At 70.6% G+C, this 20,496-nt stretch carries 14 protein-coding genes, 1 tRNA gene and 3 pseudogenes; 9 read left to right on the forward strand and 9 right to left on the reverse strand.

The genetic code is table 11. From position 1 onward, the window contains the following. Positions 1–2 precede the first annotated feature (2 nt). Both ACFRAV_RS22340 and ACFRAV_RS22345 read right to left on the reverse strand, forming a co-directional pair. Complete coding sequence (locus ACFRAV_RS22340) at positions 3–2,378, reverse strand: phosphoketolase (protein WP_382558029.1); 2,376 nt, start codon at positions 2,376–2,378, stop codon at positions 3–5. Positions 2,379–2,508: 130 nt separating this feature from the next. Continuing rightward, complete coding sequence (locus tag ACFRAV_RS22345) at positions 2,509–3,414, reverse strand: universal stress protein (protein WP_382558030.1); 906 nt, start codon at positions 3,412–3,414, stop codon at positions 2,509–2,511. 293 nt (positions 3,415–3,707) lie between these two features. Here ACFRAV_RS22345 and ACFRAV_RS22350 point away from each other — a divergent pair, with 293 nt between their 5' ends. Both ACFRAV_RS22350 and ACFRAV_RS22355 read left to right on the forward strand, forming a co-directional pair. Further along, positions 3,708–4,115, forward strand: a complete 408-nt coding sequence (locus tag ACFRAV_RS22350) for a YciI family protein (protein ID WP_351115134.1) — start codon at positions 3,708–3,710, stop codon at positions 4,113–4,115. Between the two features lie 8 nt (positions 4,116–4,123). Further along, a complete protein-coding gene (locus ACFRAV_RS22355; protein ID WP_382558031.1) occupies positions 4,124–5,266 on the forward strand; it encodes an RNA polymerase sigma factor in 1,143 nt (380 codons plus the stop codon). Between the two features lie 91 nt (positions 5,267–5,357). On the opposite strand, the gene ACFRAV_RS22360 is transcribed toward ACFRAV_RS22355, so the two are convergent. Next, positions 5,358–8,276 (reverse strand): glycoside hydrolase family 48 protein, encoded by a 2,919-nt coding sequence (locus ACFRAV_RS22360; protein WP_382558032.1) that lies wholly within the window; start codon positions 8,274–8,276, stop codon positions 5,358–5,360. Between the two features lie 1,026 nt (positions 8,277–9,302). Between ACFRAV_RS22360 and ACFRAV_RS22365 the strand changes: the two genes are divergently transcribed. The 3 genes from ACFRAV_RS22365 to ACFRAV_RS22375 all read left to right on the forward strand — a co-directional run bounded on the left by ACFRAV_RS22365 (position 9,303) and on the right by ACFRAV_RS22375 (position 12,016). Continuing rightward, positions 9,303–10,475, forward strand: coding sequence for an acyl-CoA dehydrogenase family protein (locus ACFRAV_RS22365; RefSeq protein WP_382558033.1), 1,173 nt, complete (start codon positions 9,303–9,305; stop codon positions 10,473–10,475). 468 nt (positions 10,476–10,943) lie between these two features. Beyond that, a complete protein-coding gene (locus ACFRAV_RS22370) occupies positions 10,944–11,642 on the forward strand; it encodes an alpha/beta fold hydrolase (protein ID WP_382558055.1) in 699 nt (232 codons plus the stop codon). A gap of 191 nt (positions 11,643–11,833) precedes the next feature. Further along, positions 11,834–12,016 carry a hypothetical protein gene (locus ACFRAV_RS22375; RefSeq protein WP_382558034.1) on the forward strand — a complete coding sequence of 61 codons (183 nt, stop codon included), beginning with the start codon at positions 11,834–11,836 and terminating at the stop codon, positions 12,014–12,016. A 169-nt stretch (positions 12,017–12,185) separates the two neighbouring features. Here the strand turns inward: ACFRAV_RS22375 and ACFRAV_RS22380 are convergent, their stop codons facing one another. The 3 genes and pseudogenes from ACFRAV_RS22380 to ACFRAV_RS22390 form a co-directional block, all read right to left on the reverse strand. Then, on the reverse strand, positions 12,186–12,305 hold the full coding sequence (locus tag ACFRAV_RS22380; RefSeq protein WP_382558035.1) for a winged helix-turn-helix domain-containing protein: 120 nt from the start codon (positions 12,303–12,305) through the stop codon (positions 12,186–12,188). After that, on the reverse strand, positions 12,263–12,592 hold the full coding sequence (locus tag ACFRAV_RS22385; RefSeq protein WP_382558036.1) for a helix-turn-helix domain-containing protein: 330 nt from the start codon (positions 12,590–12,592) through the stop codon (positions 12,263–12,265). The genes ACFRAV_RS22380 and ACFRAV_RS22385 overlap by 43 nt, the downstream gene beginning before the upstream one ends. Positions 12,593–13,139: 547 nt before the next feature. Then, positions 13,140–13,511, reverse strand: a pseudogene (locus tag ACFRAV_RS22390) (alpha/beta hydrolase); the annotation flags it as partial. Here ACFRAV_RS22390 and ACFRAV_RS22395 point away from each other — a divergent pair. Further along, positions 13,443–14,078, forward strand: a pseudogene (locus tag ACFRAV_RS22395) (helix-turn-helix domain-containing protein); the annotation flags it as partial. The pseudogenes ACFRAV_RS22390 and ACFRAV_RS22395 sit on opposite strands and share 69 nt — an antisense overlap. A gap of 344 nt (positions 14,079–14,422) precedes the next feature. Here the strand turns inward: ACFRAV_RS22395 and ACFRAV_RS22400 are convergent. Continuing rightward, positions 14,423–15,034, reverse strand: a complete 612-nt coding sequence (locus ACFRAV_RS22400; protein WP_382558037.1) for a TetR/AcrR family transcriptional regulator — start codon at positions 15,032–15,034, stop codon at positions 14,423–14,425. A 405-nt stretch (positions 15,035–15,439) separates the two neighbouring features. On the opposite strand from ACFRAV_RS22400, the gene ACFRAV_RS22405 reads away from it, so the two are divergent. Both ACFRAV_RS22405 and ACFRAV_RS22410 read left to right on the forward strand, forming a co-directional pair. Further along, positions 15,440–16,996 (forward strand): MFS transporter, encoded by a 1,557-nt coding sequence (locus tag ACFRAV_RS22405; protein WP_382558038.1) that lies wholly within the window; start codon positions 15,440–15,442, stop codon positions 16,994–16,996. A gap of 1,162 nt (positions 16,997–18,158) precedes the next feature. Further along, a pseudogene (locus ACFRAV_RS22410) lies at positions 18,159–18,913 on the forward strand (tyrosine-type recombinase/integrase); the annotation flags it as partial. A gap of 99 nt (positions 18,914–19,012) precedes the next feature. On the opposite strand, the gene ACFRAV_RS22415 reads toward ACFRAV_RS22410, so the two are convergent. After that, positions 19,013–19,086, reverse strand: a tRNA-Pro gene (locus ACFRAV_RS22415). Between the two features lie 104 nt (positions 19,087–19,190). Between ACFRAV_RS22415 and ACFRAV_RS22420 the strand changes: the two genes are divergently transcribed. After that, positions 19,191–19,712, forward strand: coding sequence for a DUF309 domain-containing protein (locus tag ACFRAV_RS22420; protein WP_382558039.1), 522 nt, complete (start codon positions 19,191–19,193; stop codon positions 19,710–19,712). 9 nt (positions 19,713–19,721) lie between these two features. On the opposite strand, the gene ACFRAV_RS22425 is transcribed toward ACFRAV_RS22420, so the two are convergent. Then, complete coding sequence (locus tag ACFRAV_RS22425) at positions 19,722–20,495, reverse strand: sulfite exporter TauE/SafE family protein (protein ID WP_382558040.1); 774 nt, start codon at positions 20,493–20,495, stop codon at positions 19,722–19,724. Position 20,496 lies beyond the last annotated feature (1 nt).

The following is a 20,496-nucleotide window of genomic DNA, read 5'->3' on the forward strand; positions in this document are numbered from 1 at the left end:
GGTCAGTCGTTCCAGGTCCACTCCGCGACCTCCGGCAGGTCCACGCCGGTGGCGCGGATGTGCAGGTGGTGGCGGGCCCGCACGTCGGCCATCGCCTGGCGTACGGCGGCGGCCCGCACGGCGAGGCCGGGCACCCGGTCGATGACGTCCATCACCAGCCGGTACCGGTCGAGGTCGTTCTGCACGACCATGTCGAACGGTGTGGTGGTGGTGCCGGCCTCCTTGTAGCCGCGGACGTGCATGTTGGCGTGTCCGCGGCGCCGGTAGGCGAGCCGGTGGATCAGCCACGGGTAGCCGTGGTAGGCGAAGATGACCGGCTTGTCGGAGGTGAACAGACCGTCGAACTCGGCCTCGGCCAGTCCGTGCGGGTGTTCCTCCTTGGGCAGCAGCCGGGTCATGTCGACGACGTTGACGACCCGGAAGGCGAGGTCGGGCAGGTGCTGCCGCAGCAGCTTGGCGGCGGCCAGGACCTCCTGGGTGGGCACGTCGCCGGCGCAGCCGAGGATCACGTCGGGTTCGCGGCCCTGTTCGTTGCCGGCCCAGTCCCAGATGCCCGCGCCGCGCGCGCAGTGCACCCTGGCCTCGTCCATGGACAGCCAGTCGAAGCAGGGTTGCTTGCCCGCGACGATCACGTTGACGTAGTCCTTGCTGCGCAGCGCGTGGTCGGCCACCGACAGCAGGGTGTTGGCGTCCGGCGGCAGGTAGACGCGGACCACGTCGGGGCTCTTGTTGAGGACATGGTCGACGAAGCCGGGGTCCTGGTGGGAGAAGCCGTTGTGGTCCTGCCGCCACACGTGTGAGGTCAGCAGGTAGTTCAGGGAGGGCACCGGCGCCCGCCAGGACAGCGCGCGGGAGGTCTTCAGCCACTTGATGTGCTGGTTGACCATCGAGTCGACGATGTGGACGAAGGCCTCGTAGCAGGAGAACAGGCCGTGCCGGCCGGTGAGGGTGTAGCCCTCCAGCCAGCCCTGACACAGGTGCTCGGAGAGGATCTCCATGACCCGGCCGTGCCGGTCGAGGTTGACGTCGCTCGGGAGGGTCTCGGCCTGCCAGGCCTTGCCGGTGGCGCCGAAGACCGCGGAGAGCCGGTTGGAGTCGGTCTCGTCGGGTCCCACGAGGCGGAAGTCGCGGCGGGAGGCGGTGTTCTTCATGACCTGCTCGAGCAGGGCGCCGAGCACCCGGGTGGGCTCGTGCGTTCCCGCGCCCGGCCGTTCGACGGGGACCGCGAAGTCCTCCAGCGGCGGCACGGGCAGCTGGCGGGTGAGCACGCCGCCGTTGGCGTACGGGCTGGAGCCGAGCCGTTTGACGCCTTCGGGCACGCTGGCGAGGACCTCGGCGACCGGTGCGCCGTCGGCGTCGAAGAGCTCCTCGGGGCGGTAGGAGCGCAGCCACTGCTCCAGCATCGCCAGGTGCTCCGGGTTGTCGCGCACGCCGGCCAGCGGGACCTGGTGGGCGCGCCAGGTGCCCTCGACGGGGACGCCGTCGACCTCGGCGGGGCCGGTCCAGCCCTTGGGGGTGCGCAGCACGATCATGGGCCAGCGGGGCCGCTCGGTGACGCCCTCCTCGCGCGCGGTGCGCTGGATCACCGCGATGCGGTCGAGGACCTGGTCGAGGGCGGCCGCCATGTCCCGGTGGACCTGCTCCGGGTCGTCGCCGCCGACGTGGACCGGGTCGTGGCCGAAGCCCCGCAGCATGGCGTCGAGTTCGTGCTCGGGCAGGCGGGAGAGGACCGTGGGGTTGGCGATCTTGTAGCCGTTGAGGTGCAGGATCGGGAGCACCGCGCCGTCGTGGACGGGGTCGAGGAACTTGTCGGAGTGCCAGGAGGCGGCCAGCGGACCGGTCTCCGCCTCGCCGTCGCCGATCACGCAGGCGACCAGCAGGCCCGGGTTGTCGAACGCGGCGCCGTACGCGTGGGCCAGGGAGTAGCCGAGCTCGCCGCCCTCGTGGATGGAGCCGGGTGTCTCGGGGGCGACGTGGCTGGGCACGCCGCCGGGGAACGAGAACTGCCGGAACAGGCGCTCCATGCCCTCCACGTCGAGGGAGATGTCGGGGTAGGTCTCGCTGTAGCTGCCCTCGAGCCAGGAGTTGGCGACGACCGACGGGCCGCCGTGCCCCGGCCCCCAGATGACCAGGGCGTCCAGGTCGCGCTTGCGGATGACCCGGTTCATGTGGGTGTAGACCAGGTTGAGGCCCGGTGAGGTGCCCCAGTGGCCCAGCAGCCGGGGCTTGATGTGCTCGGGGCGCAGCGGCTCCGTCAGCAGCGGGTTGGCCAGCAGGTAGATCTGCCCGGCCGACAGGTAGTTGGCGGCCCGCCAGTGCGCGAGCAGGGTGCGCAGTTCCTCGTCGGGCAGGACGTCCTTGTGCGGGGCCGTGGTCATCGGGCGACTCCATCGGTCGGCGTGCGGAACCGGGTTGCGCGGGCGGCACGCGGTGCGGACGGCTCGTGGCGCGGTCGGCGGGGGCGCGTGGCGCGGTCGGTCGGCGGTTCGTGGCGGTCGGCGGGGGCCGTCAGCGGTGCGGCACCACGGCCACGGGGGCGACGGCGTGGTGCAGGACGGCGTGGGCGACGGCGCCGATGCGCAGGCCGAAGGCGTGCCGGCGCATGCCGTGGCCGACGACCAGCAGGGAGGCGTCGTGGGACGCCTGGGCGAGCAGCAGGGAGGCCTTCGCGGGCTCGGTCTCCTGCCGCACCTGCACCTCCGGGAATCTCTTCCGCCACGGCTCGAGAGCCTCGTCCAGCAGTTCGGCGTGCTGCCGGCGCATCTGCCCGAACTCCTCCCCCTCCACGGAGCCGGTCCATTCGTAGAAGGCGGGGAGGTTGTACGCCTGCACGGCGCGCAGGGCGGTCGAGCGGTGTGCCGCCTCCTCGAAGGCGAACCGCAGGACCGCGTCGGGTGTGCCCTCGGGGTCGATCCCGACGACCACGGGCCGGTAGGCCAGGGTGTCGCCGTGGTGTCCCTCGGCGTCCGTGAGGTGTTCGTCGGCCGCGGATTCGCCCGCGCGGACCATGACGACCGGGAACTCCGCGTGGGCGATGACGCCGAGGCCGACGGAGCCCGCGATGAAGCCGCCGAGGCTGCCGAGGCCCCGGGAGCCGAGCACGAGCAGGCTGTCGGGCCCTGCCTGCTCGGCGAGTGCCACGGCCGCGCGGCCCTCGACGCCCTCGACGGTGACCTCGAGGCCGGGCTGCTCGCGGCGCACCGCGTCGGCGACCTGCGGGGGGACCCGGCGGCTCCAGTCCTGCCGGGTCTCCTCGGCGAGGAAGGGGGCCTGCGCCAGTCGCGAGGGGGTGGGCTCGTGGACGTGCACGATCTTCAGCGGCGCTCCGCTCATCCGGGCCTCGCGGGCGGCCCAGTCGATCGCGGCGCGGCTTTCGGGTGACCCGTCGAGTCCGGCGACGACGGTGCGGACCATGGTGGCGACCTCCGGGTCTCACGGACGGTGTCTGGCCTTCCGAGTCTGCCGTCGGCCCGGCCCGGTGACTCCCCGGACTGACCCGAACGGCTGAGCGGCGCGGGCGGGGAGCCCGGCCGGGGAGCCTCGCGGCAGGGCCCGCGGCCTCGCGGGTTCTCCGGAGGGACGAAAGAATGCGGGGCGGGGAGAAAAAGTGGGGAAAAACTCGTCCGCCGATGTCGAGAACCGTCGGCCGGCTCCGTCCCCGGGGTGGAAGTGATCACAATGGTCACGACGAGACCTGGGAGAACACCATGGCGAAGTACCTGCTCCTCAAGCACTACCGGGGTGCCCCGGCGGCGGTGAACGACGTCCCGATGGACAGGTGGACCCCGCAGGAGGTCGAGGACCACATCGCGTACATGAACGACTTCGCGGCCCGGCTGGAGAAGACCGGCGAGTTCGTGGACGGGCAGGCGCTGGCGCCCGAGGGCACCTTCGTCCGGTACGACGGGGAGGGCCGCCCCCCGGTCACCGACGGGCCGTTCGCGGAGACCAAGGACCTGATCGCCGGCTGGATGGTCATCGACGTCGACAGCTACGAGCGCGCGCTGGAGCTGGCCGGCGAGCTGTCGGCCGCCCCCGGGGCGGGCGGGAAGCCGATCCACGAGTGGCTCGAGCTGCGCCCCTTCCTCGGCGCCCCGCCCACCGTCACGGAGTGACGGCGCCGATGGACGAGGTCCTCCTGCGGAGCCTCACGCCCGGCGTGCTCGCCGTCCTCGTCCGCCGCGGAGCCGATTTCGCGGCGGCCGAGGACGCCGTCCAGGACGCGCTGCTGGAGGCGGTGCGCGTGTGGCCGCGGGACCCCCCGCGCGACGCGAAGGGGTGGCTGATCACCGTCGCCTGGCGCCGGTTCCTCGACGGCCGGCGCGCGGAGGCGGCGCGGCGCCGCAGGGAGGACCTCGTCGAGGAGGAGCCGGCGCCCGGCCCGGTGTCCGGGGTGGACGACACGCTCCGGCTGTACTTCCTGTGCGCGCATCCGTCGCTGACGCCGTCGTCGGCGGTGGCGCTCACGCTGCGTGCCGTCGGCGGGCTCAGCACCCGGCAGATCGCCCGGGCGTACCTGGTGCCCGAGGCGACCATGGCGCAGCGCATCAGCCGCGCCAAGCGCACCGTCTCGGAGGTCCGCCTCGACCGGCCGGGTGACGTCGCGACCGTGCTGCGCGTGCTCTACCTGGTCTTCAACGAGGGCTACTCGGGCGATGTGGACCTGGCCGCGGAGGCGATCCGGCTGACCCGGCAGCTGGCCCGGGTGATCGACCATCCGGAGGTGTCGGGGCTGCTCGCCCTGATGCTGCTGCACCATGCCCGGCGGGCGGCCCGCACGGCGCCGGACGGGAGTCTGGTGCCGCTGGCCGAGCAGGACCGGGGGCTGTGGGACACCCGGGCGATCGCCGAGGGCGTGGACATCCTGCAGGCGGCGCTGGCCCGGGACCGGCTGGGCGAGTACCAGGCGCAGGCGGCGGTGGCGGCGCTGCACGCGGACGCGCCGCGCGCCGAGGAGACCGACTGGCCGCAGATCGTGGAGTGGTACGACGAGCTCGTGGACCTCACCGGCAGTCCGGTGGCCCGGCTGAACCGGGCGGTGGCGGTCGGCGAGGCGGACGGACCGCGCGCGGGGCTGGCGGCACTGGCCGAGCTGGACGCCGCGCTCCCCCGCCGCACCGCGGCGGCCGCCTACCTGCACGAGCGCGACGGCGACCCGGACACGGCGGCGCGGCTCTACGCGGAGGCGGCCCACGCCGCCTCCTCCGTGGCCGAGCGCGACCACCTGACGCGTCAGGCCGCCCGGCTCAACGCCCGCGGCCGCTGACCCGGGCACCGGCACCGGCACCGGCACCGGCACACGGAACTGCCCCGGGGCACCTCGCCCCGGGGCAGTTCCGCTCACCGCTCGTCCCGTGCTACTCGAGCAGTTCGGCGTAGGCGCCGAGCGCGGTGGCGACGTCCGCCTGCGCCCAGAACCGGTGGTAGGTGAAGACCGGCGCGGAGCCGCCCTTCAGGTAGGCCTCGATCTTCGACCAGGCCGGGTCGTTCTTGTAGAAGCTGCGGATCGACAGGAAGGTCGACGACGAGTCGACCGTGTCGCCGTTGGGCATCTTGCCGGTCCAGCCGGAGGGCACGTACACCGGGTCGTCGAACCGGTTGTAGTCGGCACGGGTCTCCTGGACGGAGACGCCCAGCGCGTCCGAGTGCTTGCTCAACATGCCGTCGAGCAGCGCCTTGGCGGTGGACTTGGCCTTGGTGTCACCGGACTTGGCCGCGTAGTAGGTCAGGACCTTGGCGTAGGAGCCCGCCACGCCGACGTCGTTGGTGTAGTCGGCGACGGTGACGTGGAGGTTGGTGTTGGCGGCCGGCGAGGAGGCGTTCCAGGTGGCCGGGGCGCCCGACCACTGGAGGGTGGAGGGGAACTGGAAGGTGCCGTCCGGGTTGATCGTGGTCTTGGAGACCGCCCAGTCGACCCACTTCTTCAGGACCGCTCCGGCCTTGGCGTCACCGGTCTGGTGGTAGTACTCGGCGACGCGCTCCATGGACCACGCCTGGAAGCCGAACCACTGGTTGGACGGCGGGTCGTGGTAGACCGGCTTCTCGTCGTAGGCCATGCCGTAGAAGGTGGGCGTCCCGGACGGCGGCTGGGCGTAGGCGCCCTGCCAACTGTTGGTGGCGCCACCCGCGATGGCTCCCTCGCTGGACTGGAGCCAGGTGTAGAACTCGATCTGCCGGGTCAGGCTGGTGGACCAGTCGGACTTGCCGGTCGAGGACTTCGGGGCCAGCGGGGCGTAGTTGCTGAGCGCCCAGGCGGCCATCGGGTTCTGGTAGCCGCCGTGCGCGTGGCTGGAGCCGATGCGCCAGGCCCAGCCGGCCGAGGTGTCGGTCGCGCCACCCCAGGCGTAGTACCAGCTCAGCAGGTAGTGGGCGCTGTTCTTGCCGCTGCCCGCGGGGCAGGCGGTGGGCCCGACGCAGTTGCCGACCTTCTTGAAGTACTTGTCGAAGAGGGCGTAGCGCAGGTAGTCACCCATCTTGGCGGCCTTGCCGACGGTCGTGGAGACCTCGGAGCCCTTGCCCTGCTCCTTGGCCCAGACGTCGGCCCAGTAGGCCGCCTGCACGGCGCGGGCGTCCGCGTCGGGGGCGTTGGTGAACTTCCACTGCTTGGCGTACGAGGAGTCGCCGGTGAACAGGTCCAGGTAGCCGTTCTTGCCGCCGTAGACGAACTTGTCGCAGGTCGGGTGGGTGACGGTCTCCCAGACCGACTCCTGCGGACCGCGCTGGAAGGTGTTGATGTAGGACGGGCCGGTGGCGGTGGGTCCGGCCTCGCACTTGCCGGGCTCGTTGCCGAAGCCGTAGGTGTTGTCGACGTCCTGGATCCAGTGCATGCCGTAGATGTCGTCCGTGCCGTACGCGCTCTTCAGCTCGGCCGCGATCGGGTCGGCGCCGGACTTGGCCGTCGAGTCGAGCTTCGCCGGGTACTGCGAGGGCAGGTCGTACTCGGGAGCGTAGGTGGCCGGCTCGGCCGGCTTGTAGTACGAGTTGGTGGGCTGGTCGGCCTTGGTGGGGATCATGTACTTCTCCATGGTCTCCCACGCGTTGTTGAAGCGCGTCCAGTCACCGGTGACCCTGCCGTACTGGGCCTGGAGCCAGATCAGATAGCTGTACGCCTCCGACGTGGTCTCGTGCCCGTGGTCCGGCGCCTCGACGATGAGCGTCTCCACCGAGTGGTAGGGGATGCCCTCGGGCGAGAAGTAGCCGTTGGCCGGGTCGGTGATCTTCCCGTACAGGTCCAGGAACTTGGCGTCGTAGGTGCCGCCCGCGGAGAGCTGGCTCACCGTCACCTTGGCGGCCGTGTGGCCACTGGCGGAGGACGCGAAGACCGCGGACCCGGAACCCGACGCGGAGGCCGCGACGGTCACCTTCTGCGCGACGTTCCAGTTCGACGGGGTGAACGTCAGGCTGGCCCCGCCGCTGACGGTGAGTCCGGTGTTGCCCGACTCGCGCGCCGTGGTGACCGTGACGTTGGCCGAGGGCTGCTTCGAGAGCGTGATCTCGTAGGTGCCGCTCTCGCCCTGCCGGACGCCCAGCTGGGTCGGGTTGGCCGTCACGGACGGTCCGGAGACGATCTTGACGCCGACCGGCGAGGACTCCCCGGTCGCGCCCTGCGAGTCGTAGGCGCGGGCGTAGAGCGAGTGGTCACCGGCCGCCAGGCTGGTGGTCTTCAGCTCGAACGGTGAGGTGGTGTCCGTGCCGAGCAGCGCGGTGTCGCTGTAGAACTCGACCTTGCTGATGGTCGCGTTGTCGGCCGCCGCGGCGGTGGCGGCCAGCGGCACCTCGGTGCCCACGGAGTAGGAGGCTCCGGGCGCCGGGCTGGTCAGGACGGCCACCGGGGGCTGGTGGGCGCCGGTGCAGGTGGTGCCGTTGACGGCGAAGGAGGTCGGGGCGGCGTTGGTCCCGCTGTAGCTGAACTGGGCGCCGGCCGAGGTGGCGGCGCCTGCGGCGAGCGTCTTGTTCCAACTCGTGTTGGTGACGGTGACCGTCTTGCCGGACTGCGACCAGACACCGTTCCAGCCGTTGCTCAGCTTCTGGTTGCCGGCGTAGTCGTAGGTCAGCTTCCAGCCGTCGAGTGCGGCGGTTCCCCGGTTGGTCAGGGTGAGCTCGGCGGTGAAGCCGGAGCCCCAGTCGTTGGTCTTGTAGTCCACGCTGCACTGCACCGCGGCCGCGTGGGCGGGCGCGGCGGACAGGTTGGAGATCGTGAGGGGTAACGCCAGTAAGGCGGCCAGCGCGACGGCTGGGCCGCGCAGGCGAGGCCGGTGTCTCCTGAGGAGCTGCATGCGGGTGCATTCCTTTCCGGGGGGCCTGTCGGCCCGTGGGGGACGGAAGGTGACGAGATGACGCTGATACCTGTGGGAGCGCTCCCATAGTTCGCAGGCTGTAGGGACACTGTCAAGACCTCCCGTTCGCTTTTCGAAGGCACGAACGCCGTTGCGCCGACCCGGCGAACAGAAGGTGAACCCGCCACCGATCGTGTGGCCTGCCGCGGAACCGTTCCGGTACGGCAAAGGCCGCCCCGGAGTTCTCCGGAGCGGCCTTTTCCACGACTTCTCAGTCGGGACGACAGGATTTGAACCTGCGACCCCTTGACCTCCAGGAGTGAGGGGTGCTGGAATCACCTGCATATTTCAGGCAAAACTACCGCGGATGACGCGTGCCGCGTGCATGTCGCTCAGGGGCGCGCGCACCGTACCCCCATCTGGCCCCCAGGGCAAAGGGGCGACGGCGATCGCCGGATCAACCTCGCCGGCGGCAGGGCAGCTGACCGTGCAGCGCCGGAGCCTCGTTCGCGGCCGGCCGGCGCGGCCCCGCCCGCAGGGTGGGGAGACCAGTACGCAGCTTGCAGGAGATCCGGGAAGGCCACCCGTCACGGAGTGACGGACGATCTCCCCGCCGCGATCACTGCGCCGAGCTGCGCGAGCACCCAGCGATTCGTCACACCAGGCCCGGCCGAGCAGACCCCGAACTCCCGCTGATTCCATGACTGTTGGCACACGACCGCGACACCACGCCAAGGGGCACGACCCGGCCTTCACCCGATGTCAGCCGCGCCGGGCCGTAACGGTGCTGCCTTGACCACCGTCTCGCGCTGCTACTAGTCTACCCGTGTAACGACCGTTCTATCTCCCACGGATGCCACCTCCCGGTCGGCCCATGCGGCTCGGGAGGTGACGCTTGGGCGCGTCACGCCAGTAGGCGCGCCTGCATGGTCAGCGCAAGGCAGGGCTCACCTTCGCAAAAACGTCGTTCAGCCCGGCAACCCTGCGAAGGGGAACGGCGAGCCCTTCAAGCAAAAGGAACATCACATGACAAAGGCCACTCGAAGCCATCCGGCGACAGCCGAAGCGCTGGTCGCGAGAGCACGTGCGGCCGCGCCTGTGCTGGCCGCGCATGCGGACGCCACCGACCAGCGGGGGCACATGGCCCCGGAGAGCCTTGAGGCGTTGCGCGAGGCCGGCATGTTCGCGCTGGGCACGCCGGTCGAGTTCGGCGGTACGGACGCGGATCTGGTCACCCGGGTGCGGGTGCTCTCCGAGTTGGGGCGGGCCTGCCCGTCCTCGGCGTGGGTAGTGGCCATCTCATCGGGGGCGAAATCCATTTTCTCCAAGCTGTTCCCGGAGAAGGTCCTCGCTGAGGTTTACCCCCATCCCGATGTGCGGTGGTGTATTGCAGGCTCGCCGCCCGGCCAAGCCGTCGTGGTTCCCGACGGATTCAAGGTCACCGGGCGGTGGGCCTACGCCTCGGGAGCCGAGGATGCCCACTGGGCGTTCCTGGTAGTAGTGACCACGGGGGACGACGGTTCGCCTCGGGTGGCAGGTGCGCTCGTGCCGGCGTCCGAGCTGACCGTAGAGCGTACCTGGCGGGTGGCCGGACTGCAGGGCACGGGCAGTCACACCCTTGCCGCTGACGGTGTCTTCGTTCCGACGGAACGGGTGTTCGAGTTCCCCCTGGGCCCCGGTGGGACGCCCGACACCACCCTTGGTGAACCACTGAGTATTCCCTCTCAGACGGTCGCCATCACGGCGACTCTGGCCGGCGCCGCGCTCGGCGCGCTGGACGTCGTGAAAGCCGTTGTCGAAACGCGCAGGCCTCCGATGACGCAGTACAAGAATCTCGCCGAGTCACCGTCGGCCCGGCACGTATTCGCCGAGGCCGAGCACCTGGTGAGCAGCGGTTACGACCGGTTGATCAGCCTGGCGGGCCGCCTCACCGAGCAGCTGCCCGGCGACGACGTCACCGCCGTGCAGCTGTCGCGTATGCGGATGGAGGTGGTCTCCATCCTGCGGCAGTTCCTGCACGCCGTCGACCTGCTGCTGGACCTGCACGGCTCCAGCGCGTTCGCCCTCGACAACCCGCTGCAGCGCTTCTGGCGGGACCTCAACGTCGGCGCCCGGCACGCCCAGACCACGCCCTACCTCACCATCGAGAACCACGGCCTCGTTGCGACGGGGGCGGGAGGCCCCCTCCTGGTCGGCTGATACCGGCCCGTACTGTTCGGGCAGGTCCCGCCACGGATGCGGGTAGGGACCCGGAAGCGTATGCCGTTGATCAGCTGCCGCCGGGTCCACACGGGTGGCCGGTCGGGGCTTCCTGCCCCTCGGCAGCAACGGCTCGAGCACCGCCCACTGCTCGTCCGTCAGGTCGCCACGCGCCGGGGGGGGGACGGCACTCCGCCTGCGCTGCTCGACTCGTCGCTGCGGCGCCGCTGACCCTCAAGAGGCAGGGGGTGGGTCTTCGTCGCCCCTGCCTCACCAACCACCGAAGCGTCCGCCTGCACCACACCACTGGCCGACCACGAACGGGACAGGCCCACGATGCGCCAAGCGGTGCGCTGTTGCGTCGGTCTGGTGTTCACGTGCTCCGCGGGGTGCGCAGACGGAGCACCAGGGAGATCCGGCCAACGGATCGCCGAGGTTTCCGCCGAGAGGAAGAAAATGTCCACCTAACTGTTGATCCACGGCGCCTGGCACAGTGGCAAGGTCTGGGAACGTGTGGCCCCGCTGATCACCGGCGCGGGGCACCGGGTGCTCGCGCCGTCGCTGACCGGCCACGGGGATCGCGCACACCTACTCGGGCCGGAGGTAGGGCTGTACACGCACGTCGACGACATCGTGCGGCTGATCACCGATGAGGACTTGTCCGACGTGATACTGGTCGGGCACAGCTACGCAGGTCTGGTCATCTCCTCGGTCGCGGCCGAACTGCCCGAGCGGGTAGGTCACTTAGCCCACCTGGACGCCATGGATCCCCATGACGGCGAGAGCGCGGTCGACATCATCCCTGCGGCCCAGTCGCTGATCGACCAGGCCGCGGAAGCCGATGAGCCGTGGCGGCTCCCACCGCTTCCGGAGCAGCCCGAGGAGCTGTTCGGTGTCACAGACCCCGCAGACCGAGCCTGGCTGCGCACGATCCTGTCGGACGAGTCGGTGCTCTGTCTCCAACAGCCCGTCCGGCTCGACGGCCTCACCGCCGGCATCCTGCGTACGCACATCCACTGCACGGGAGACGCGCCGCAGGACAGCCGGAGTCGCCCAACCGCGCAGCCCGACTCAGCCCCTGCCCGAGTGTGGGAGCTGCCCACCGGCCACGATCGCATGATCACCATGCCGGTCGAACTGACCGATCTCCTGCTCGAGCTCGCCTGAGCTCGGCGTTCAACCTTGCTTGTCACGCGACCTGCTGATCCGCGGTTCTTCCAGGACGGCGGGGGCGGCCGTTACTGACTGCGGCGCGCCAGGGTGAACTGTCCGGATCTGCCTGACGGGCGTCTCGCGACGGCTGTATTCAGGCTTCAGGAGCGGCGATGGTCGCCGCATCATCCTGATAGGAGCACCACATGGCAGACGACACGACCGCCGCCGCTAACGACGAGATGCTGGCTTCGGCGCGGGGGCTGGACAAGGAGGGCCACGCCACCATTGATCACGAGGAGCTCGGTGAGCTCCTCGCCAACGTCGGTGGTCTGACCGCCGAGGAGGCTGCGGAAACCAAGGACGCGGCGAAGTACGTCAACGACTGAGGCCGACCGGCGATGGTTCGGGCCTGTCGGCCTTACAGGCTGGCTTCGGCCCGGCCCACGCAGATGTATCCCCCGCAGGCCGCCCGGGCGCTTTTACCTCCGCCCAGGTCACCTCTTTCCACGCGGTGACGGCCTGCTCGTCGCGCTCGGCCACCCGCCGGGCGGGGACCTACGGGCTGAAACCGAGCCGGTGCATCAACCTGGTGGCGCCCGAGACGCTGTACGAGACGTGGAACTTCCGCCCGATCAGCGTGGCCACCCGGGAAGCGGTCCATACCTGGTCCTCCACCCAGCCGTGCGCGGCCGGCCCCGGTCCAGGTACACGGCGAGCTTGTCCAGGCAGCCCGGGGACAAGCGGCACCGCGACCCGCCCGGGCCGCGCGATGCCAGCGCCTCGACCCCGCCCTCGCGCCACAACTTGTGCCACTGGTGACCCGACTTCGGGCTCACCCGCAGACGCCGGGCCACCTCCGGCGGCTTGACCCCCTGCTCGAGCAGCACGGTCGCCTGCACCCGCACTGACTCCCGGCGCACCCGTCCCGCGGCGGTCAGCCCGCCCCGGTCCGCATACCTCACACACCATCAAATAACGCCGTCGCGACACGCCCGTCAGGCAGATCCGGACAGTTCACCCTGACGCGCCGAAGTCGGAATCCACGCTCCGAGGTGTCGAGTCACGAAGTACAAAAGAACGGCCGCCGGGTGTGCTCCACGGGTCGTGACCCGCCTCGTGGTGTAGGCGACCTTGCTCGACACGTCCCGGTGAACCGCTTGCCCGCGACGCCTCGGGCACACAGCTCCCGCGTCCCGCCCGGCTGACCTGCCGTCACCTCCACGGGTAGGCCCCCGACCGAGTCGACGCGGCGGTGACCTGCGCATTCAGGAGACTTGATCGGCTACACCACCGGGCGGGACGCCATCCGTCCACGCGCGGGCTGGGGCTGGGGCTGCAGGCACGTCGAGGTGTCCGCGCCGGACACCCGACTCGTGGAACGCGACGTCTCCTGGAGGGGAGCAGCCGGGAACCCACGCACCGGTCATCTGATTTCAGGAGCTCCGACGCCCTGGTTCTGCAGGTTGATGGCGATTCTCGGCAATGGGTCTGACCGCGTAGCGGTGAAAGCTATGGCCGATCACCGTCGGTTGGAGTCAGCGGCGCTGTGCGGCGCGGTTCGAGGAGCCGGGCGAGCCAGTCGGTGCGGGTTCGGCGGGCTGTGGCCGAGACGTGCGCCTGCGGGTAGAGGGCGTCGAATCCGTGGAAGCCGCCTGCCCAGACGTGGAGTTCGGCCTGGCCGCCGGCCGCCCAGATGCGGGTGGCGTAGGCGGTGTCCTCGTCTCGGAAGACTTCGGTGGAGCCGGTGTCGATGTACGTGGTCGGCAGACCCGAGAGGTCCTCGGCCAGCGCCGGCGAGATGTACTCGGACACCTCGGCGTCGGTGAGGTCGCCGAGGGCCGAGTTCCATGCGAATCCGTTCATCTCGAGGCCGGGCCCGGAGACGCCCCCCGGAGCAGAGGGGGCGCGCCGTCGGCGATCGCCGTCAGTGACGCTCCGGCCGCGCTGCTGGACGCGGTGGTCCGGCTACTGCGCCTCCTCGACGAGCCCGGCGACCGGGCCGTGCTGGCCCCGTTGGTCAAGCGCGAGATCCTGTGGCGTCTGATCACCGGCGAGCAGGGTGCGACGGTTCGCCAGCTCGGCCTGGCCGACAGCAGCCTCAGCCACATCTCGCGGGCCGTGCGCTGGATCCGCGAGCACTACGCGCAGCCCTTCCGGGTCGAGGACGTGGCGCGGCAGTCCGGCATGGGCGTCTCCGCCTTCTACCGCAACTTCCGCGCGGTGACCGCGATGAGCCCCATCCAGTTCCAGAAGCAGATCCGGCTCCAGGAGGCCCGGCTGCTGCTCGCCACCCACCCCGAGGACGTCACCGGAGTCGGCCACCGCGTCGGCTACGACAACCCCTCGCAGTTCAGCCGGGAGTACCGCCGCCAGTTCGGCGCGCCGCCCAGCCAGGACGCCGCCCGCCTGCGTCAGGCCGTGCGTACCCCCGCCGGTGTCCTGCCCTGAGCTCGGCTCTTTCAGGGAACCCCCGGAAAACAACTCGCGGATTCCGGCTCTTGACTCCGCAGGTCAGACGGCTTGCTCGCCAGGGTCTTACTTTCCGGCGGCTCCCAGGGATCTCGGAGTTTCCCGGTGTGCCCGCTTGATCAATGGGCGCACTCGGGCCCAACTGACCACCATGCAGTTGTCGAGGTGTCAGCTCTCGCCCCCCCCGTTCCGGTGAGCAGGTCCCGTCTCCGACCCGAGGCCGCACGCTGCGGTGGAACGCGGGATCGTCCAGTTCCCCGACAGAATCAACCCGGCGCGACAGGCCCGGCTCGTCCGGGCCGTGCCCCGCTCCGCTCCCGCCGCTACCGATGAAGTGCTTCGCAGTCTCCTCCGAGCGCACCGAGAACGGTCCGGGTCAACAGGTCCGTCCTCACTGCCACATCCGCCGCACCGCCTTCCTCGATCGGCGCCTGCGGAGGCAGCCGTTCGACCTCGCACAGTAGCGCCATATACACCTGACGGCACCAGGACGGATCGGCAGCGGTGATCGAGTCGGCGGCCCGGAGTCGTGAGAACAGCAGGTCGAGACCGTCGACCACGCCCTGAGCGAGCACCGCACCACCGGTCTGCGGATCGGCGAAGCGCACCAGCGCAGAGCGATGGCTGAGCTTGAAATCGAAGATGATCTCCGTAAGGCGGTGCAGAGCAACCAGAGGCGGGGCGGTCGCTACTCGGGCCTCCTCCAATGCCAGCAGATACCGCTCATTGAACCGCTCGTTCAACGCCTCGAGCAATGCCTGCCGGGAGGCGAACCGTCGGTGCACGGTGATGCGGGCGAGACCCGCCTCGTCGGCGATCTGCTCAAGCGTCGCGTTCTGGTCGACCGCCAGCACCCGTTCCGCCGCCTCGATGATCCGGGCCGAACTTCGCTCGGCATCCGCCCGCACGCGCTTGCGCTTCGTGTCCGCGGTCATGGCACCTCCCGTTCCGCCCCTCAGAGTACACAGTAGCACTCAAGTACCAGCTTTTGACATAACTGACACGTCTGTGCATCACTTATGGAGGCGGGTGGCGCTCGCAGCTCGATCGCCGTCGGTCCCCACGGGCCGGCAGCACCCAAGCCGGTCTCCACGGGCCGGCTTGACAGAACCGGCTGGTCCTGGCCGGTGTCCCACCTCCGTCCCGGCGCAGCGCGGCGCCCTGGCGTCTCCCACCGGAACGGTCCCGGCGCGCCGTGCCCGTCCGGTCCCATCGGCAGCGTCAGTGCTGAGGTCCGCGACGCAGCGGTCGCACCTCTCACTCACGTCACTCAACCCTCAGCCAACCTCGCTTTTCCCACACCGCCACGATCTTGCGGCCTATCGAAATGGGGTACTTCCATGTCCGAAACCGTCCTCTCCGAAGGACGAGACCCTCAGCAGGCGAGCTCTGACAATCGCCGCTGGCGCGCACTCTTCTTCATCTCCCTGGCCCAGCTCATGGTCGCCCTCGACGCGACGATCGTGAACATCGCGCTGCCGGCCGCGCAGCACGACCTGGGCATATCCGACGGCAACCGGCAGTGGGTGATCACCGCCTACGGGCTCGCCTTCGGCGGCCTGCTGCTGTTCGGCGGGCGCGTCGGCGACCTGTGGGGGCGCAAGCGTGCCTTCACCATCGGCCTCATCGGCTTCGCCCTGGCCTCGGCGGTGGGCGGCGCCGCACAGAACGAGGCCACGTTGCTCGGCGCCCGCGCGCTCCAGGGCGTGTTCGGCGCACTCCTCGCGCCCGCGGCGCTCTCCCTGCTCGCGGTGATGTTCACCGACGGCAAGGAGCGTGCCAAGGCGTTCGGCATCTACGGTGCGATCACCGGCGGCGGCGGTGCCGTGGGCCTGATCCTCGGCGGGTTCCTCACCGAGTACCTGAACTGGCGCTACACCTTCTTCGTGAACGTCCCGTTCGCCATCGTGGCCGGGCTGGGCGCGATCCTGGTGATCCGTGAGCCGGCGGGAGGGCGCAACCACTCCCCGCTGGACATCCCCGGCGTGGTGCTGGCCACCCTCGGTCTGGTGTCCCTGGTGTACGGCTTCGCGCACGCCGAGTCCAGCGGATGGTCCGACGCCACGACGATCGGCCTGTTCGTCGCGTCGGTCGTGCTGCTCGTGGCGTTCGTCGTCACCGAGGCGAAGGTGAAGGCGCCGCTGCTGCCGCTGCGTGTGGTCACCGACCGCAACCGCGGTGGTGTCTTCCTCTCCCTGGGTCTTGCGGTCATCGGGTTGTTCGGCCTCTTCCTCTTCCTGACCTTCTACCTCCAGATCGTGAGGGGCTACTCGCCGGTCAAGACGGGCTTCGCGTTCCTGCCCGCGATCCTTGGCATCATCGTGGGATCCACCCAGATCGGCGCCCGGCTGATGCCCCGCGTCGCACCGCGGCTGCTGCTGGGTCCCGGCTTCCTGCTCGCCGCGATCGGCATGCTGCTGCTCACGCAGATGACCAACGAGTCCTCGTACGCGGGGCTCCTGCTCCCGGGGAGCGCGCTGGTCGGCGTGGGCATAGGTATGGCGTTCACGCCGGCCATCGTGCTGGCCACGCACGGTGTGGAGGCGCAGGACGCGGGTGTCGCCTCGGCGATGGCGAACGTGTCCCAGCAACTCGGCGGCGCGATCGGCACGGCACTGCTGAACACGATCGCGGCCACCGCGACCACGTCGTACCTCGCGGCGCACGCCGCGGCCAGCGGGTCGGATGGGCAGCTGCTTCAGTCGCAGGGCCTCGTGCACGGGTACGTCAACGGGTTCTGGGCAGCCTTCGGGATTCTCGCCGCCGCCTCGGTGATCGCGTTCGTCTTCATCACCATCGGTCGCCCGGGTGCGGGCGCTCCGGACGCGCCCAGCTCCACGGAGGAGGCCGGCACGGGAGCTTCGGACGACCCGCACGTACCGGTCATCGCCGACTGACCGGCGCCTCCAGGACCCCGGAAGGGGCGCAGGGCTGACACCCCGCGCCCCTTTCGGGCAAGGCCATGAAGTCAGGCCGTTTCCGTGGGCTGCAAGGGGAGACGGGTGTATCGAACGGCCGCCCGGCGGGACAGCGGTGGCCGAAGGAGTCTTCGCGCCCGGTCATCTGGGTGAGTTGACGCAGATCCATACCGTTCGAGACAGCCGATGAGGTCCTCGCCGAGTGCGGGGCCGTCCAGCAGCTGCTGCCGAAACCGCCGACCCGGGTGGTGGTCTGCCGGCTGCCGGCCGCGGCAGCAGGCACGGCTCGAACGCGAGCTGGCGAAGCAGCAGTTGAAGGAAGTTGAAGGAACCGGCCGAGCTGCCCCTCGCAGGACCCGGGTACCGGTTCGGCGCCCGGCGCGCGGAGGTCGTCCCGCAGCCGGTCAAGGAGGCCGACCTCCAGGAGGCCCACCGCCGGCTGCCGGCGAGGTTGCAGGTGCGGGGCGGGCCCGGCTCTGGGACCTGCGGTCTTCGGACGCTCTCCCTCCGGCGCCTCGAAGGCCCTCGGCGCGCGGGCGGACAGCCGGTTGAGCGCCTGGTCCTGGGCGACACCGAGCTGGTCACGGGACCCGGTGAAGCAACCGAATTCGGCACGCGCACCGCCGCTGGTTCGGCAACGCCGACGACAACCCCGTCGAGATCCTCAGCCTCCTGGGCCACCTCGACGAGCTCCCCGTCCGTGCGGAACAGGCCGCGCATGGTGAGCGTCCGGATGAGCCGGCTCAGCGGCTGTGGCAGGGCTCCGCTGCGTGCCGCAAGGTCATCCACACTGAGCGGGCCGTCCTCCCTCCTTGACAGCCTTGGCTGAGGCACCCAGGGTTCCGGTTTGGCCTGGACGGGCGAGACAGGGAGCACTACCCGGTATGACCAGCAAGAACACACCCGGCACCGCGGAGCCGGATTCGGCGCCGCGTCCGAAGCGGCGGTCGTTCACCGCGGAGTACAAGCTGCGGATCGTCGCGGAGTGCGACGCCGCCCCGAACGGGGAGAAGGGTGCGATCCTGCGCCGGGAGAGGCTCTACCACTCCCACATCATCGAGTGGCGGACCGCGCGTGACGCGGGCGCGATGGCCACGCTGGTCGACCGGCGCACGTCCGCCGTCCGGCCGACGAAGGCCGCCGAGCAGTCCGTGACGGCATCGTCAAGGGTCAACCCGGCCCGGGTGACGGGCCGGCAGAAGCTCTACAAACAGACGGAGGACGAACTCCTCGACCCACGCGCGCCGGCTCTGCCCGGGCTGGGAGACCGTCGTCACGTTGGCCGACGCACTCGTGGCCGCGTCCCACGACCAGTACCGGGGCTGGGGAGATGTGGTCGTCTTCGCCGCGTGCACCGCCGCACGCATCGGCGAGGTCTCGGGCTGCCGCGTCGGAGACATCGACACCACCGAGTGGATCTGGACCGTACGACGCCAGACCACGCCCGCACCCGGAGGGCTCACGGACAAGGGCACGAAGGGCAAGCGGGCCCGCAAGGTCCCCATCATCGAGGAGATCCGCCCCCTCGTCGCCCAGCGCATCCTCTCCGCCGGCCCCGATCCTGACGCCCGCCTGTTCACCGGACCGCGCGGCGGACGCATCTCCACCACCGTCCTGCGCGACGCCACGCACTGGGACAAGGTCGTCACCAGGCTCGGCTACGAGCACCTGCGCCGCCACGACCTCCGGCACACCGGACTCACCTGATTCGCCGACGCCGGAGTACCCGTGCACGTCCTCCGCAGGATCGCCGGCCACGGATCGCTGATCACCACACAGCGCTACCTGCACCCGGACGTGCACAAGATCACCGCCGCCGGGGCGGCGCTCTCCGCACACCTCAGCGTGCTCCGCGCCCCACGCTCGCTGCCGAGCCCGATCGTCGTGACCCGCTGACCCCGGTCAAGGGACCCGGTCCCCAACTGGTCCCCAGGAATGATCAAGGGCCGGTCTCGAATGTCTCCGAAACCGGCCCTGACCTGCGACTGTCTCCAGTCGGGACGACAGGATTTGAACCTGCGACCCCTTGACCCCCAGTCAAGTGCGCTACCAAGCTGCGCCACGTCCCGATCGCTCTCCCGCGGCGGGCCGCGCGATCACGTTCAGGAGTACTTTAGCGCACGTCGGGGGCCTGCTCGAAGGGGGCGGGGAGGCCGCGCGGGACAATGGGCCGATGAGCAGCTCTTCGCGGGGACCGAGGGACCGGGACGACGAGGGACGGGCGCGCAACGCGCGGCCGCGGGACGGCCTCGGCCGGCCGCTGCCGTACGGGGCGGAGGGGGTCGACCGCCAGCCGGAGGGCGTCGTGCGCACCCCCGCGGAGACGGTGGCCGAGGCGCAGGCGCTGCTGGACGCCGGGCGGCCGTTCCACGCGCACGAGGTGTTCGAGGACGCCTGGAAGGCGGGCCCGGAGCAGGAACGCGACCTGTGGCGCGGGCTGGCCCAGACGGCGGTGGGCCTCACCCACGCGGCGCGCGGCAACCTCACGGGCGGGGCGCGGCTGCTGCGGCGGGGGGCCGGTCATGTGGAGGCCTGGTGTCGCGCCGCCGGGCGGGACGCGGTCCACGGCATGGACCTGACGTCGGTGGTGGCGTGGGCGAGGGCGCTGGCGGACGACGTCGAGACGGCTCGCGACCCGCTGGACCCGTGCGCCCGCGCCCCGCGGCTGCGGGGCGGGCGGCCCGGCGCCCGGTGAGCGGCGGCGTCAGCGCAGTAGCAGTTGCACCGCCCCCAACACGGTCGCCCCGATCACGAGTTGCTCGAACAGCCGCTGGTTGATCCGGGTGACCGCCCACCTGCCGAGCAGGGAACCGGGAAGCACGAACGGCACCAGGGCGGCGTCCAGCAGCAGCGCCCGGGTGTCGATGAGGCCGAGCCCGACGCTGAACGGCACCTTGCCGACGTTGACGATCAGGAAGAAGAACGACGAGGTGCCCAGGAAGCCCATTTTCCTGAAGCCGGAGGACAGCAGGTACATGGACATCACCGGGCCGCCGGCGTTGGCGACCATGGTCGTGAAGCCGCCCAGCACGCCGTAGGAGCGGGCCTTGATCCGCCCGGCGCGGGTGACCACCGCGTCGGGTGCGTCGTCGGGGCGGCTGCTGCGGGTCCGCCACACGGTGATGCCGGTCATCACCAGCAGGGTGACGGCGATGGAGACGCGCACCGCCCCGTCGTCGGCCCACATCAGGAAGAACGTGCCGAGGACGACGCCCACCGCGACCGCGGGGAAGAGTTTCCACAGGGTCGGCCAGTGGGCGTGCCGCCGGTAGGCCAGCACGGCGAGCACGTCGCCGGCGATCAGCACCGGGAGCAGGATGCCGACGGAGTCCCGGGCGGGGAGGACGGCCGCGAAGACGGCCAGACTCACCGTGTTGGCGCCGCTGACGGAGGTCTTGGAGAAGCCGACGAGGAAGGCCGCGGCGGCGAGCGCGGCGAAACCCCAGGGAGTGATGTTCCAGAGTGTCATCGTGTCCATG

Source organism: Streptomyces sp. NPDC056600 (genome assembly GCF_042792855.1).
Classification (GTDB): Bacteria; Actinomycetota; Actinomycetes; order Streptomycetales; family Streptomycetaceae; genus Streptomyces.

Bases quoted from the DNA above. Each gene is read 5' to 3' on its own strand.
- ACFRAV_RS22340 (WP_382558029.1), bottom strand. From the start codon at position 2,378: ATGACCACGGCCCCGCACAAGGACGTCCTGCCCGACGAGGAACTGCGC.
- ACFRAV_RS22355 (WP_382558031.1), top strand. From the start codon at position 4,124: ATGGACGAGGTCCTCCTGCGGAGCCTCACGCCCGGCGTGCTCGCCGTC.
- ACFRAV_RS22375 (WP_382558034.1), top strand. From the start codon at position 11,834: ATGGCAGACGACACGACCGCCGCCGCTAACGACGAGATGCTGGCTTCG.
- ACFRAV_RS22350 (WP_351115134.1), top strand. From the start codon at position 3,708: ATGGCGAAGTACCTGCTCCTCAAGCACTACCGGGGTGCCCCGGCGGCG.
- ACFRAV_RS22345 (WP_382558030.1), bottom strand. From the start codon at position 3,414: ATGGTCCGCACCGTCGTCGCCGGACTCGACGGGTCACCCGAAAGCCGC.
- ACFRAV_RS22360 (WP_382558032.1), bottom strand. From the start codon at position 8,276: ATGCAGCTCCTCAGGAGACACCGGCCTCGCCTGCGCGGCCCAGCCGTC.
- ACFRAV_RS22400 (WP_382558037.1), bottom strand. From the start codon at position 15,034: ATGACCGCGGACACGAAGCGCAAGCGCGTGCGGGCGGATGCCGAGCGA.
- ACFRAV_RS22425 (WP_382558040.1), bottom strand. From the start codon at position 20,495: ATGGACACGATGACACTCTGGAACATCACTCCCTGGGGTTTCGCCGCG.
- ACFRAV_RS22405 (WP_382558038.1), top strand. From the start codon at position 15,440: ATGTCCGAAACCGTCCTCTCCGAAGGACGAGACCCTCAGCAGGCGAGC.
- ACFRAV_RS22365 (WP_382558033.1), top strand. From the start codon at position 9,303: ATGACAAAGGCCACTCGAAGCCATCCGGCGACAGCCGAAGCGCTGGTC.
- ACFRAV_RS22420 (WP_382558039.1), top strand. From the start codon at position 19,191: ATGAGCAGCTCTTCGCGGGGACCGAGGGACCGGGACGACGAGGGACGG.